The organism is Kitasatospora sp. NPDC023118, from assembly GCF_055560875.1.
The window spans coordinates 35,258-48,319 of record NZ_JBVHHW010000031.1 but is presented as its reverse complement, the minus strand read 5'-3'; the positions used below and the strand labels follow the sequence as shown (position 1 = coordinate 48,319).

11 protein-coding genes and 1 pseudogene are annotated in these 13,062 nt (G+C 70.9%); 3 read left to right on the top strand and 9 right to left on the bottom strand.

The window, feature by feature from the left end; genetic code table 11:
- Window positions 1–21 precede the first annotated feature (21 nt).
- A pseudogene (locus ACZ3UD_RS30915) lies at window positions 22–505 on the top strand (saccharopine dehydrogenase family protein); the annotation flags it as partial.
- Window positions 506–981: 476 nt separating this feature from the next.
- On the opposite strand, the gene ACZ3UD_RS30910 reads toward ACZ3UD_RS30915, so the two are convergent.
- From ACZ3UD_RS30910 to ACZ3UD_RS30870, 9 genes are all read right to left on the bottom strand, one after another.
- The gene (locus ACZ3UD_RS30910; RefSeq protein WP_465595011.1) at window positions 982–1,191 is read right to left on the bottom strand and encodes a hypothetical protein; all 210 of its coding nucleotides are present in this window, start codon (window positions 1,189–1,191) and stop codon (window positions 982–984) included.
- A 21-nt stretch (window positions 1,192–1,212) separates the two neighbouring features.
- The gene (locus ACZ3UD_RS30905) at window positions 1,213–2,076 is read right to left on the bottom strand and encodes a DUF1259 domain-containing protein (RefSeq protein WP_465595008.1); all 864 of its coding nucleotides are present in this window, start codon (window positions 2,074–2,076) and stop codon (window positions 1,213–1,215) included.
- A 493-nt stretch (window positions 2,077–2,569) separates the two neighbouring features.
- Window positions 2,570–3,856: an MFS transporter gene (locus ACZ3UD_RS30900; protein ID WP_465595005.1), complete on the bottom strand. Its 1,287-nt coding sequence runs from the start codon at window positions 3,854–3,856 to the stop codon at window positions 2,570–2,572.
- On the bottom strand, window positions 3,853–4,392 hold the full coding sequence (locus tag ACZ3UD_RS30895) for an ArsR/SmtB family transcription factor (protein WP_465595002.1): 540 nt from the start codon (window positions 4,390–4,392) through the stop codon (window positions 3,853–3,855). The genes ACZ3UD_RS30900 and ACZ3UD_RS30895 overlap by 4 nt, the downstream gene beginning before the upstream one ends.
- A 469-nt stretch (window positions 4,393–4,861) precedes the next feature.
- Window positions 4,862–5,875, bottom strand: coding sequence for an SDR family NAD(P)-dependent oxidoreductase (locus ACZ3UD_RS30890; RefSeq protein WP_465594999.1), 1,014 nt, complete (start codon window positions 5,873–5,875; stop codon window positions 4,862–4,864).
- Between the two features lie 554 nt (window positions 5,876–6,429).
- Window positions 6,430–7,221 carry a hypothetical protein gene (locus ACZ3UD_RS30885; RefSeq protein ID WP_465594996.1) on the bottom strand — a complete coding sequence of 264 codons (792 nt, stop codon included), beginning with the start codon at window positions 7,219–7,221 and terminating at the stop codon, window positions 6,430–6,432.
- Between the two features lie 123 nt (window positions 7,222–7,344).
- Window positions 7,345–7,920 (bottom strand): hypothetical protein, encoded by a 576-nt coding sequence (locus tag ACZ3UD_RS30880; RefSeq protein ID WP_465594993.1) that lies wholly within the window; start codon window positions 7,918–7,920, stop codon window positions 7,345–7,347.
- Between the two features lie 236 nt (window positions 7,921–8,156).
- The gene (locus tag ACZ3UD_RS30875) at window positions 8,157–9,659 is read right to left on the bottom strand and encodes an ArnT family glycosyltransferase (protein WP_465594990.1); all 1,503 of its coding nucleotides are present in this window, start codon (window positions 9,657–9,659) and stop codon (window positions 8,157–8,159) included.
- Between the two features lie 814 nt (window positions 9,660–10,473).
- Window positions 10,474–10,899 (bottom strand): hypothetical protein, encoded by a 426-nt coding sequence (locus ACZ3UD_RS30870; protein WP_465594987.1) that lies wholly within the window; start codon window positions 10,897–10,899, stop codon window positions 10,474–10,476.
- 211 nt (window positions 10,900–11,110) lie between these two features.
- On the opposite strand from ACZ3UD_RS30870, the gene ACZ3UD_RS30865 reads away from it, so the two are divergent.
- Both ACZ3UD_RS30865 and ACZ3UD_RS30860 read left to right on the top strand, forming a co-directional pair.
- Entirely contained in the window at window positions 11,111–11,695 is a 585-nt protein-coding gene (locus tag ACZ3UD_RS30865) for a TetR/AcrR family transcriptional regulator (protein WP_465594984.1), read from the top strand.
- Window positions 11,696–11,778: 83 nt separating this feature from the next.
- The gene (locus ACZ3UD_RS30860) at window positions 11,779–12,861 is read left to right on the top strand and encodes a zinc-binding dehydrogenase (RefSeq protein WP_465594981.1); all 1,083 of its coding nucleotides are present in this window, start codon (window positions 11,779–11,781) and stop codon (window positions 12,859–12,861) included.
- Window positions 12,862–13,062 lie beyond the last annotated feature (201 nt).

The following is a 13,062-nucleotide window of genomic DNA, read 5'->3' as shown; positions in this document are numbered from 1 at the left end:
GGTCCTGGGAGGACCGGGCGGGCCGGTACCGTCGCCCCGGTGATCGAGGCGGCACTGCGCGCCCGGATTCCGTACGTGGACGTGGCGGCGGAGATCGAGGCCAACCTGGACACCTTCGACCGGTTCGCCGACCGCGCACGGGGCCGCGGGCACCGTGGTGGTCCCCGCGATGGCCTTCTACGGCGGCCTCGGCGACCTGCTGGCCACCGCCGCGATGGGCGACTGGACGGCGGCCGACGAGGTGCACATCGCCTACGGGCCGAGCAGCTGGCACCCCACCCCGGGCACCCGGCTGTCGGGCACCGTTTCGCGGGAGCGGCGCGGTGACCGCCGACTGCGCCACACCGGCGGCCGGCTGACGTACCACCAGGACGAGCTGCCCGCCCTGCAGTGGGCCTTCCCCGAGCCGCTGGGCATCCGCCCGGTCATCGGCGAGTTCGCCATGGCGGACATCGTGACCGTGCCGAGCCACCTGGCCGTCACCGACCTGCACAGCTACCAGGCGCTCTCCGGCCACCTGGTCGTGGACCTGGCTGACTGAGGCCGAGCGCGGACGCTGCTCCGTCGAGTGCTCCGGCCGGGAGCGCCCCACCGCCGAGGGGCAGCAGGATGGTCGACGCGGCCCCGGAGGTGCTCGCCCGTTTCCTCGGTATCGGCCCGGGCCTGCCGGCGGACGACTCCGGTAGACCGCGTCACCTCGTGTCCCGGCCGACGGCGAGGCGTCACCGGGCTTGGGATCACACGTACGATTCCTGTCCTGGGCAAGCAGAAGACCTTCGGACACCCGGACCATCCGATCGCGGCGCAGCGGGCGTAGGTGGCGGTGCAGGCCGAGCGGTATGCGTATCTGGCCGCCCTCGCTGTCGGCCTCGACGCCGTCAGGACGCGAGGAGCCGCTTCTGCCGGTTTCAGCGACGACGGGCTACGAGGCGCGGCGGGGCGGTCCGTGGGCGTTGCCGAGCGGCCAGATCGTCTGCTGGGTCAGCGGTCGGGGCCAGTCCGGCCACGGCGCGGGCGGTTTCTGGGCGGCTGGGGCGGGCGCGGTTTGCAGGCTTCGGCGAGCTCGGTCGGGTCGGGCAGGCCGGTGTTGGGGAAGGGGGCGTCGAACGGCGGGGTGTCGCCGCCCGTGGCGATCGCGTGCTGGTAGGCGGCGGCGAGGAGGAGGGGGCGTGCCCGTGGACCACGGTCCACGGGCCGCTGCCGTCAGGCCCGCTACTCGCCCCCTCCTGCCCCATTGGCGGGCGCGGCGTTGGTGGCGGCCACCGCACGGTGCAGGGACCGCGCGATCTTCACGGCGTCGCCGACGGCCCAGACGTGGATGAAGAACATGCGGGGCGAGTCGACCAAGCCGTGATTGTGCAGTTCGACGATCCCGATCCCGTCGCGTTGGAGTACGCCCAGCACGTGCTGCGCCTCCCCGGCCAGCACGGCGACATCCCCGCTGAGCGCGGCGCGGCCTCCCCCCACCGGCTGGAAGCTGAAGGCCGTGGTCGCCCCGGAGCCGGGCGGCAGGACATAGCTGCCGTCGGTGATCGTCTCGCGGCGCAGGAAGGCGGACTTGTAGACACTGCCGTAGACGGTGCCTGTGGTGCCCAGGGCGGCGTCGATGCCCGCCGTGTCCAGCTCCAGCTTCTTCGGGTGAGTCGTCGAGGACTCGGCGGGCGGCGTGCCCGTGTGGGCGAGCGCGGCGCGCAGGCCGCGGGCCAGGGCCAGGGCGTTCGGACCGTGTCCGTGCGTATGGATCCACACGAGACGGGGAGTGTGAGCGGGCAGGTGGTTGTGAATGGCCACCTGCTCGATGCCGTGTGACTGCAGCGCGCCGATCACCGGGGGCAGTTCCGCCTCGGTGACGGCCAGTTCTCCCATGGTCAGGGTGGTGTTGTCGGCATAGCGGATGAAGGACACGTGCGAGCCGACGGCGAGTTCCGGCGACACGATGACGCCGTGGGAGACGACATGCAGGTCGGTGCGCGGGAAGGCCGTCCGGTAGATCAGCCTGCCCAGCATGCTGCCCTTGCGGCCCAGCTCCGCCGCGACGTGAGTCCAGTCCCCCGCAGTGCTCTCGGCCGGACGCACCAGCGCGCCGGCCTCCCTGCCGTCAGCGCCCGCCTCACCTCCGTGGGCGTGATCCGCGCCGTCGTACGCCCTTTCGTGTAAGGCGTCCTGCCCGGCACCGACGGCCCGTCCCGGCAGTGCCGCGAATGCCGATCCCAGCACGGCCGTGGTCAGGACGCGGCGTCGTGACGCCCCTGCGCCTGTTCCGGTCGGTCCCGGCCCCGCTTCAGTAGCCACGTGTTCGCCTCCCAACGTGCCGCGTCGTGGAATCAAAGCACCGTTCGTCGTGCGGACAACGATTCGACACACGCGGACCGACCGATCCGCCCCGGATGGGGTGTGTCCAGGCCGTCGTTGTCACGTTGCCCCGAGGGCAGACAGCAGCGCGGCCACCAGCTCCCGCCGGTCGGCTCGGGCAGCGCCAGCGGACCCAAGTCCCGTGCGGCGCGGGCCTCCACGCACCCACGCCCACACACAGCCCAGGACCGGCGGGCGGGGCCACGTCTCGCGGACCCTACATGGCGCCCTCCTGAACGAGATCCCCGGATTCCAGGTGATCTGGATCACCGGCCGGGGCGGCGGCACGCAACGCCGCCTCGACCCGGCGGTTGCTGGTCATGGTCGACGTGACGGCGGTCATGGTGAGGAGGAGGCCGGCAGCGGTGTAGAGCGGGGTGCGTACGTCGTAGGTGGTGGCCAGCCAGCCGCCGAGGAAGGCGCCGAACGGGGCGGCGCACATGGCGAGCATGCGGGAGGTGGAGGCGACCCGGCCCATCAGGTGGGCGGGGACGATCGCCTGCCGGAGGGAGGGGCCGAGCACCATCGTGGCGCCCATGCCCGCTCCGCAGACGGCGAGCGCGAGGCCGGCGACGTACGGGTTCGGGGCGGCGGCAAGGCCCAGGATGGCGAGTCCCTCGACTGCGGCCGTGCAGGTCAGTGCGGTGCCGGTGCCGAGTCGTCGGCCGAGGAAGGAGGCGATGCCCGCGCCGAGCAGACCGCCGGTGGCCTCCGCCGTGAGGAGCAGGCCGAAGCCGAAGGTGTCGATGGCGAGACGATCGTGCGTGAAGAGGGCGAGGACGGTCTCCACGGCGAGGAAGGCGATGTTCCCGACCGCCGGGCGCAGCGCGAGCCCGAGCAGCAACTGATCCTGGAATACGTACGAGGCGCCGGTCCGCGCCTGCCGCAGCAGCGACTCACGGACCTCCGGTACGGGCCGGGGCATGGCGGGCAGCGACCGTACGAGCAGTGCGGAAAGCGCGAACGACACCGCGTCGGCGAGCAGCGGAAACGCCCGCCCGAGCGCGAGCAGGGCACTGCCCGCGGGCGGCCCCGCGAAGCCGGACGCGGCGGTCTGGGTGCCGCGCAGGCGGGAGTTGGCGCGCTCCAGGAGCGCGGGGTCGCGGCCGAGCAGATCCGGCAGATAGGCCGTGGCGGCCGTGTCGAAGAAGAGTCCGCCGAGGCCGAGCAGGAAGGCGACGGCCGCGAGCAGTGGAATGCTCAGCACGTCGAGCGCGGCCGCTGCCGCCGGTATCGCGAGCAGCACCGCACGCGCCGTGTCCGTGACCCACATCGTGCGCCGACGGTCCCAGCGGTCCACCAGCGCGCCGCCGAGCACCCCGAAGAGCAGCCACGGCAGCGTTCCGGCGGCCGTGACGACGGCGAGCGCCATCGGATCCCGCGTCAACGTCAACGCGAGCAGCGGCAGCGCGGCATGCGACACCCCGTCACCGAGCGAGGACACCGTCTGAGCGGTCCACAGCCGTCCGAACCCGGTCGGCGACTTCCGAACGTCCGACGTCACTTGGCGCCCCCTTCGGCCTGCTCGCGCGCTGCCGGGTGGAACAGTGCGAAGACGAGCGACGCGTCCGGCAGCGACGGATCGGACAGCTCCCGGTACTCGTCCGCCAGTGCCTGCAGCCGCGCCCCCAGCTCCGCGAACTGCTCCTCGGTGAGCCGCAGATGCGCCATGCGTACGTGCCGCTCGCCATCCACCGGCGACGCCTCCAGGTCCGCCACCGCGTGCCGCATCAGCACATCCGGCCCGCCCTCGCCCGGATCCGGCAGCACGATCGCCCGCGCGGCCATCGCGTAGTACCGCTCGTTGACCCCCCGGACCTTCCGCGTTCGTACCACCTTCACCAGGCCGGCCCGTTCGAGCAGCCGTACATGGTAGCTGGAACTCCCCTTCGCAAGGCCCACCCGCTCGGCGATCTGCGTGATCGTCGCGGGCTCGAAGCGGAGCACGGCCATGATCCGGTGACGCGTGAGATTGGAGACGGCGCGTAGCTGCTCGTCAGTGGTGACGTGGAACGTCTCGGGAAGATCATCGGTAGGCATGCCCCTAATGGTCAACACTTCTTGACTATTAGGCAAGGGGTTTTCGTTCGGGCTTGCGGAATCGGCCGTCCAACACGTGAGGCCTTCGCTCCTGCGCCCCCTTCTCGACCTCGTTCAACCCACACCCGGGCGGCTTCGCTCCGGCCGTCGCGGAAGCTGCAGCGAATTGGAGCTCCAGGGGGAGGCTGTGCTCGCCCTGCCCGCCCGCCGCCCGCTCGGGCCGCGCAGCGCGAAGGCCACGCTAGGGGCGCGCTCCAGCCGGCTCATGACCTGGTGCAATGCAACGGGGTCGCCGCGCTCGGGCTCGACTGGCGCTGATCCGGCCAAGCCCGGCACCCGGCAAGGGGAATGAGGGTGAGCGGCCTGCGCGGGCCGGATCGGGCGGCCGCGGCGCACGGGCCGACGGGTGGTCACCAGGGGATCGGGCGGCCGTGGCGGAAGAAGCCACTGGTAGGGCCGGAGTTCGATCTCATCCGGTCACGGCGTCTGCTTCGCCACGCCCGATCGCCGGGCCTTCGGTCTCGCCGAACCTTGTCGGTGCGGTGAACGTCGGGTCGTTGCCGGTCAAGGCGCAGCTGGCCGCCCAGAGACGTGCCGCGGTCGTGGTGTCGGTCAGGTGGTTCCAGAGGGGTTCGATTCTGGGCGTACCGCGCAGTCCGAACACCCGCGGACTCAGCATCCGGCCGCCGCGCACGCTCGGGTCGAGCGCGGCTCGGACGGCGGGCCATGCGGCAGCGTCCTTGCCCTGGACGACCAGGCCGAGCGGTAGGCGGCTCAGCCGCTCGCCGGTGGTCCGGACGTGGACCGGCGGGCGCCAAGGGGTGAGGGAGTCGAGCGCGCCACCGGGATGGACGAGCACGCTCAGCGTCGTGCTGCCGGCGGCGCGAAGGCGGCGGTCGAGTTCGAGGGCGAAGAGCATCTGGGCCAGCTTGGAGCGCGCATAGGCGCGCTTGGGCCGGTAGTCGTGCGCGCTCTGGAGGTCGTCGAGGTCCAGGCGTTCGGACTTGGCCGCGAAGCTGCCGGTGGTGACGATCCGGCTCCCCGGGGTCGCCGTGAGCAGAGGGGCCAGGTGGTGGGTTAGCGCGAAGTGCCCCAGGTGGTTGGTCGCGAACATCAGCTCGTGGCCGTCCCTGGTCTCACGGCGCGGCGGATGGTCGAGTGCCACCCCGGCGTTGTGGACGACCGCGTCGAGGCGGCCCAGCCCGAGCGCGTCCACGGACGCCTCGAGCGAAGCGAGATCGGCCAGGTCCAGGGGCACGTGCTTCACCTTGGCACCGGGCACGCGCGAGCCGATGGAGCCGATCGCGGCCTCGGCCTTCGCCCTGTCTCGGCTACCGAGAACGACCGTGGCCCCGGTGCCGGCCAGCTGCTCGGCGACGAAGTACCCGATGCCCGCGTTGCCGCCGGTGACCAGGAAGCTCTTTCCCCGAGCATGAGGCAGTCGGTGAACGTCCCATTGCGGGGCCTGGGGTACGGAGGGCATGGCGGGCTCCCGGAAACTCGGAGTGGTCTGAAGGAGAGCGGGCCCGCACGTTCACGGCCGGCCACACCCAGTCCTTACGGTCCCGGGGGCCACTCACATCCCACCGACAGGTCGCTGTCCCCACTGACAGCCGACCGACATCGCGCGGGCCCAGCGCGGCAACAGCCGTAGCCTCTCCCGCCGATCAAGAACAAGTGACAGAAACCCACTGGCCGTCGAGATCATTTGTCAAGCGGTCAAGATCGCTGTCACGGGACAGCAACAGGGGGGCAGAGCCCGATGTGGGGGCCTGAACTGTCCCCCACGGTTACACCCCTGAAGAGCCAAACTGCAAAACCGCAGGTCAGGGCACTTGTGGATACGCACTCGCAGCACCATTGATACGCACAGTCAGCCGCACAACTGTTACTTACAGTAACAGTCGACGCGCTGATGACGGTTGTTCCTGGGAGTAACATTGGCCTGCGAAGATCTGCGCATCACTGTTACTCAGCTGGGTGTGGCTCTCGCGCCGTGAGATCGTTGGTCAGGCGCTGACGTAGTAGTTGCGCGCCCTATCTGCGCATCATCCGAGCCCGTACAAACAGGCTGATGCATGTGATGCCCGCAATCAGGCACACCAGGATTCCGACGACGAGCAGAAATATCTGGGTGCCGCTGAGGCCGGGGACGTCGTGTACGAGAGCGATGTCGTGGGGGTCGGTGATCTCCTTGTCCGGGTGGCCCACGATGAAGAGGATCATGGCGATGACCGCGGCCAGGAATGCCGCGCCTGCGGCCAGCAGCCGGCCGCCCGCCTTCTGCCACCACTCATCTCCGGTGAGCCGGGGCGCGTGCGGGCACCGGCTGAGCACCGCGAGGCCCAACGCGCCGTGCCGTTCGGCCAGTCCGTCCACCCGGACCCGTCTGCCGTCGGCCAAGCGAAGCACGCACCGGTACCCGATGCCCAGTTGCCGGCCGAGCCCGCTGTCCCGCTCGGCGGTCCGAATGGTGATCGCGGTGACCTGGTCCCAGGCGAAGGCCGTCGGCCTCCGCCGGGAGCCGTGGACCAGGCCGCGCTCGCGCACCTCGAAGTACTCCGCCGATCCACCACGCACTGCCCGGAGAGCCTGGGTCACCGCGAGGTAGACCCCGGCCAAGCCAAGGCCGATGAGCACGCCTACCGCCTTGTTGGCACCGGCCGACGCGTGATCGCCGTTGGCGGTCGCTCCCCAGAGGCCCAACCAGCCGACCGGGAGGCCGATACCCAGCGCCCAGAAGGCATTCACCCATCGCTTGCCGTTGGCCACCGGATGCCTGCTGACAACGGGGCCGAGTTCGTCGAACGCGCGCGCCTTGTCGATCACCGGGCAAGTCTAGGCCCGTCTTGCGCCCACCTCAAGGTCCGCTGACCAAAGCCGAATTGATGGCATGTCAATCACCTTCTCGTGTTCGTGGCACGCGGTGCGGCTCTTCTTGAGTGACCGTGATCATGCGGCGAGCGTGAGGGCGTCGCGGTAGCGGAGGCAGTGGACGCGTAGGTGTTCGCGTTGCAGGTGGTAGCGCCAGTAGCCGTCGAAGTGGCCGTTGCTGACGAGGGCTCGGAGTTTGAGGACGGCCTCGGCGCCGGCCAGGCTCCAGCGGGCGCCGGAGATGTCCATGCGGTCCTTGACCAGGTGCCGGCAGGCTCCCTCGATCACGCCAGTCGCGATCGGCCAGCCGGCGGCGAGGGCGAGGCCGTAGGCCAGGTAGGGCTCCTTCGCGGTGAGGTAGTCCGCGGCCCGGTCGACGCCTTTGCGGTGCTGGTCGTCCAGTTGCTCGGGGTCGGCGCGGTCCCGCAGGTCGGCGGCGACCTTCAACGTCTGTCCCTCCAGGATGCGGTGCGCGAGGTCGCCGACCCTGGCCTCGGCGGCGGGGTCGACCTGCGGGAAGAAGCACCAGGCCGCGCGCCGGAGGTATTCCAGGACGTGGACGAAGTCGCAGACGATGCGCACGTTGTCGGCTCCGCGCCGGTCGGCTTCCTCGTGGATCAGGTCGAATTGGGCGCGGGCGCCGTCGACCAGCACGATCCACTCCCGGCGGCGGTCGGGGTCCCGGCGATGGGCCTCGACGAAGACCTGGGCGATGACCTGGGCGATGACCTGGGCGCTGGTGTCGGCGACGGAGGCGGTCGGCCTCGTGACCGTTCTGATCAGCCAGCGACGCGGTTACCGTCTCCCGCGTGATGACCAGGCGCGACAGCGCGTCCTTCGCTGCCGCCAGCCGATCCGTGAGCGCCGCGAGCTCCGCCCGCGTGAGCTGCTCAGTACCGGCGCAGCAGCGGCCAGAGCGCAGCCCACGCCCGGTCCGGTCCGGTGCAGAGCACCACGGCCGCGTGCTGCTCCTGGTTTGCCGTGCTGTGCCCGTTGTCGACCCGCGCGACCGCGTGGCAGTCCGTGAAGTGTTCCTCCAACTCGGCGTGACCCGCTGGGTGGACGAGCAGCACCGGCCCCGTGGCGGTGGCCGGTGGCGGGCCCCAGGCGTACAGGCCCATGTGGCCGGAGTACGGGGCGGGCAGGCCAAGGGCGAGCCCGTACTGCGCGAGGGCCCCGGCTTCGCCGTAGTTCGAGGTCAGCAGGACGGCGGTGGCCCGCTGCTCGGCAGGGACGACTGCCCAGCCGGTGGCGGTGGCGCGCGCGAGCTCGGGCCAGCCGACTTCTTCGCCGAGGTCGGGGTCGACGGTCATCGGCACGGCCAGCGCCGATGCGGGCAGCACCGGCAGGGCGGCCAGCGCGCTGGTGAGCAAGGCTGCAAGCAGTCCGGCGGCCAGCTTGGCGCGGTGCTCGTGGGCCCAGCGGGCGCACGGCTCGCAGCCGGCCGCGGTGATCGCGTACAGCAGCGGGATCGGGTAGTACGCCTTGCCGTCGCCCGCCAGCACCAGCAGGCAGAGCACCACCCAGGCCACCGCGACCGGTCGGGCCCAGCGCAGCTCCGGCCGGCGCAGGAGCCGGCTCAGCCCGGTCAGCCAGAGGGGCGCCAGCAGCGGGGAGAGCTGGAGCAACTGCATCGGGAGGACGAGCAGCCGCCCGCCCGCTCCGCCGGCGGCGCTGATCCCCTGGGCGACCGTCAGCTCCGGCCAGCCGTGTGCGGCCTGCCACCACAGGACGGGCAGCGCGAACGGGAATGCGGCGAGCAGCGCGGTCAGCGGTCCGAGAAGTGCGCGCGGCCGGGGCACGAGAAGGCCGCGCGGCCCTGCCGTCAGAGCGCCCGCCACCAGCGCCGCGAGCAGCCCGAGCACCAGCAGCTTGTTCAGCAGCGCGATCCCGATCGCCAAGCCGAGCAGTGGCCACCAGTGGGCCTCGCCGGTGCGCGACAGGCGGAGCGTCAGGAAAATGACCATCAGCCAGGCAGCCAGGTCGAAGGTGGAGGTGGAGAGCAGGTGGCCGTTGCCCAGCAGATAGCCCGAGCAGGCCGCCGCCCCTGCCGCGAGTACCTGCCCGCCCCGCCCGGCGCCCAGCTCACGGGCGATCAGCGCTGTCAGGGCGATCGAGGCCGCGGCGAGCAGCGCGGGCAGAATCCGCACCCCGGTCGGGGTGGCACCGAACAGCTCCGCGCCGAGCCGTGCCAGCAACGGGGTGAGCGGCGGCTGGTCCGGATAGCCCCAGGCCAGGTGGCGACCCGCGAGCAGGAAGTACAGCTCGTCGCGATGGAAGCCGTAGCGGCCTGACAACGCGATCAGCAGCGCCGCGGCAGCGGCCGCGATCCCCCCGACCGGCCCGGCCGCGAACGGCCCCAGGCACGGCTGTGCATCCCCCCGAGTTTGCATGCCCGCATTCTGACCGTCCGGGACGGGCCCGGGAAGGGCTTGGAAGACAGTGATCGGACCGCAGCCCGCCCGACGCGCTACCTTGCGCGGTCAATCATCAGTGGCACGGACCGCGCACTGGTCAAAGTTCGGTGGCAACCGGTCAAGGTTTCGTGGCACGGGACACCACGATAGAGCTATTCGAACGTCTGGTTGAACGCATGTAATCGAACGCCATGGCGTTTCACCTGCACAGATGAATCGAACACTCTCTGTGGGGTGCCGCCGGACGCGGCCGTCAGGGGATGGGGTGCACCCGCGCCCGGGGCGTCCGGGCACGAAGAACCTCTGCACGGCAGTGGGAACGATGGACGGTGCGCCGCGGCGCTGGCGGCCGGGCTTCGAGCCCGACCTCGCCCAGGTCCTCGGCCCGCTCCTGCGGGACGGCGGCAACCCGCTCTCTGGTCCTCGGCCCGTCGTTGATCACCGGGTTTCCGGCTGTGTCGGCTCTGCTGGGGTGATCGGGCTTGCGTCGAGGCTGTCACGGGGAGGGAAGAAGGTGGGCGGGCCGGGTGAGGCGAGTCGCGTGCCCGAGACGGTGGCAGGTGTTGCTATTCGCTCCTCTCCGTCGTCCTCATTCGCTCGACAACCTCCCTCAGGCCCGCGGTCAGCAGGCTCAGGTCCTTGACGGGACGATGGGCGTCAAGGCCGTCTCCCCCGTGGTCCCGCACGCGCTGACAGCCGCCCAAGGATCCCCGCCCCGGCCCTGGTTGCCACCGCGGACGCACCGAAGGCCGGGTCGGAGGCGGACTCCACCCGGCCCTCGGTGCGTCGCTTAGGGGAGCTGACCGGCTCCGGCGTCGGCGGTCGACAGCGGGCTGACAGCCTGGGGCTGCTGCGCTCCCCCGCCGCTGCCGAACAGACCACGCAGCGCACCCATCAGCCCGGCCCTGGCCAGCCCGGTCTCCACGGAGCCTGTCGACCTGCCAAGGAACAGGGCGGTCACCGCCACGATCAGCCCGAACTGTACGGCGGCCACCCGCTCATGACCCTGCTCGGCCAAGATCGCGCCGGTGAGCACCAGCATCACCAGCGCGAGGAACGCCGTCAGGGCCTCGACGTACCGTGTCCTGCGGTCCGCGGTGACCAGCCACCGCTCGTGCCGCCGGCCCTGCTCGGCGTCCCACGCCTCCAGGATCGCGGCACGGGTCACGTCATCCAGTTCCGGCCTGCGCAGCAGGAGCTCAAGCAGCTCCCACACGCCCGCGTCCTCTCGACGCCCCTTCATCGGTTGTACTTGTCTCGCGAGGTGGGAGGCAGCGCCCCGCCCAGGACGCGACATACCCCGGGAGGCGCCGAGCCGAGGATCGGGCGCCGGCGCCACTGGCGGCGGTCACGTTTCTTGTGGCCAGCAACCCTCACTCCGGACGCCAGAGGTTGTTCTTGAATGGTTGCTCATGTATGTTTGCCTCATGCCCCGACCTCGAGAGTTCGAGCCTGACACCGTCCTGGACGCAGCCATGCTGCGGTTCTGGGAGCGCGGGTACCGGGCGACGTCCATCGAGGATCTGGTGAAGGCGACCGGGGTGAAGCCCGGCAGCCTCTACAGCGCCTTCCCCGGCGGCAAGCGCACGCTGTTCCTGAAGTCGTTGGAGCGTTACTCCAAGCTGGTCGTCCCCGAGAAACTGGGCGAGTTGGAGGCTTCGGGCGCGTCGGTGGCCGAGATCCGCGGCTACTTCGACGGGCTGGTGCGCGACCTGCTCAGCCCCGAGGGCCGGCAGGGCTGTCTGCTCGTCAACACGGCGATCGAGAAGGCGGCCGAGGACGACGAGGCGGCGGCCGTCGTGCGCGGCCACCTGGCCCGGCTCGAACGGTGCATGACCCACGCGCTGGAGAACGCGGCCCGCACAGGCCAGGTCCGCGCCTCGCTGGACTGCACTGGCAGCGCCAAGCTGCTGGTCGCGACCTGCCAGGGGCTGATGGTCGTCGGGAAGGCGAATCCCGACGAGACGCTCCTGCGGACGATCGTCGACAACGCCTTCACCGCTCTCACCTGACGGCCGGACACGCGGACCACCGTACGCGGTGGTTCTTTTTTCGCACCAATAGTTGAATACATGCTCAAGAATGGAGTTGCGACATGAAGGCCATCGTCATTTCCGCCTACGGCGGGCCGGAGGTGCTCACCCTCACCGAGCTGCCCGACCCGGTGCCCACCGACGGCGAAGTGCTGATCCGGGTCAAGGCGTTCGGTCTCAACCACGCCGAGGCGTACATGCGCGGCGGAGCCTGGGGAGAGGTGGCGGCCGTCCCCGGGATCGAGTGCGCCGGGGTGATCGAGGCGGCCCCGTCCGGCGAACTCCCCGTCGGGGCCCGGGTGGTGGCGATCCTCGGGGGCATGGGCCGGACCCGCAACGGCAGCTACGCGGAACTGGTGACCGTGCCGACGACCAACGTCGCGCAGGTGCACTCGTCGCTGGACTGGGCAGACCTGGCGGCGGTTCCCGAGGTGTACGCGACGGCGTGGAGCGGCCTGTTCGGCAATCTGGACCTGCGGCCGGGCGAGACGATCGTGGTGCGGGGAGCGACCTCCTCACTCGGCCAGGCCGCCGTCAACCTCGCGGTCGACCATGGCGCGACCGTGCTCGCCACGACCCGGAACCCGGGCCACGTACCGCTGTTGAAGGAGCTCGGGGCCGCCGACGTGCTCATTGACGACGGCGCGCTCGCCGCCCAGGTCAGGGAGCGGGAGGTCAGCGTCGACGCGGTGTTCGACGTCGTCGGCAACAGCGTCCTACGCGACTCGCTGGCCCTGGTCCGACCCCGTGGCCGGGTGTGTCAGCTCGGCTTCCTGGGCGGCTTCGACCCGGTGCGGGACTTCGACCCGATCACCGATCTCCCGAGCGGGGTCCAGCTCAGCTTCTTCGGCAGCGCCTTCGTCCTGGGCACCCCCGCATTCCCACTCACCGACGTGCCGTTGGACGAGATCTACACCAAAGTCACAGCCGGCACCCTCCGGGCCCGTCCCACCCGGGTCTTCCGGTTCGACGAGATCGTCGAAGCCCACCGGGCCATGGAAGCCGGAGAAGCCCTCGGCAAGATGGTCGTCACCCTCGGTGTGGGTGCCCAATCCGAAGGGGTGGGGCCGGCTGCCGGACGAGGGCGTGCTGGGGGTCCGGGACCTGCCGGCGGCGGTGGCGGGGATCGGGTTGAAGCCGGGTGATCCGGTGTTCGTCCCGCCGGCGTTCGCCTCCCTTGCGAAGCCCCTCAGAAGGGTCGGCATCGCCATGGTGTTCCCTAATAAGACCTACCGAGGCTCCATCCGGCAGACTCGGTGCCCGGTAGCCGCCGGCAGGTGAGCACTCTTTCTTCCCTGGACTTCGAGTCCTGTTGACAGATCGTGCCCCTGCCGGTCGGCCAGGAG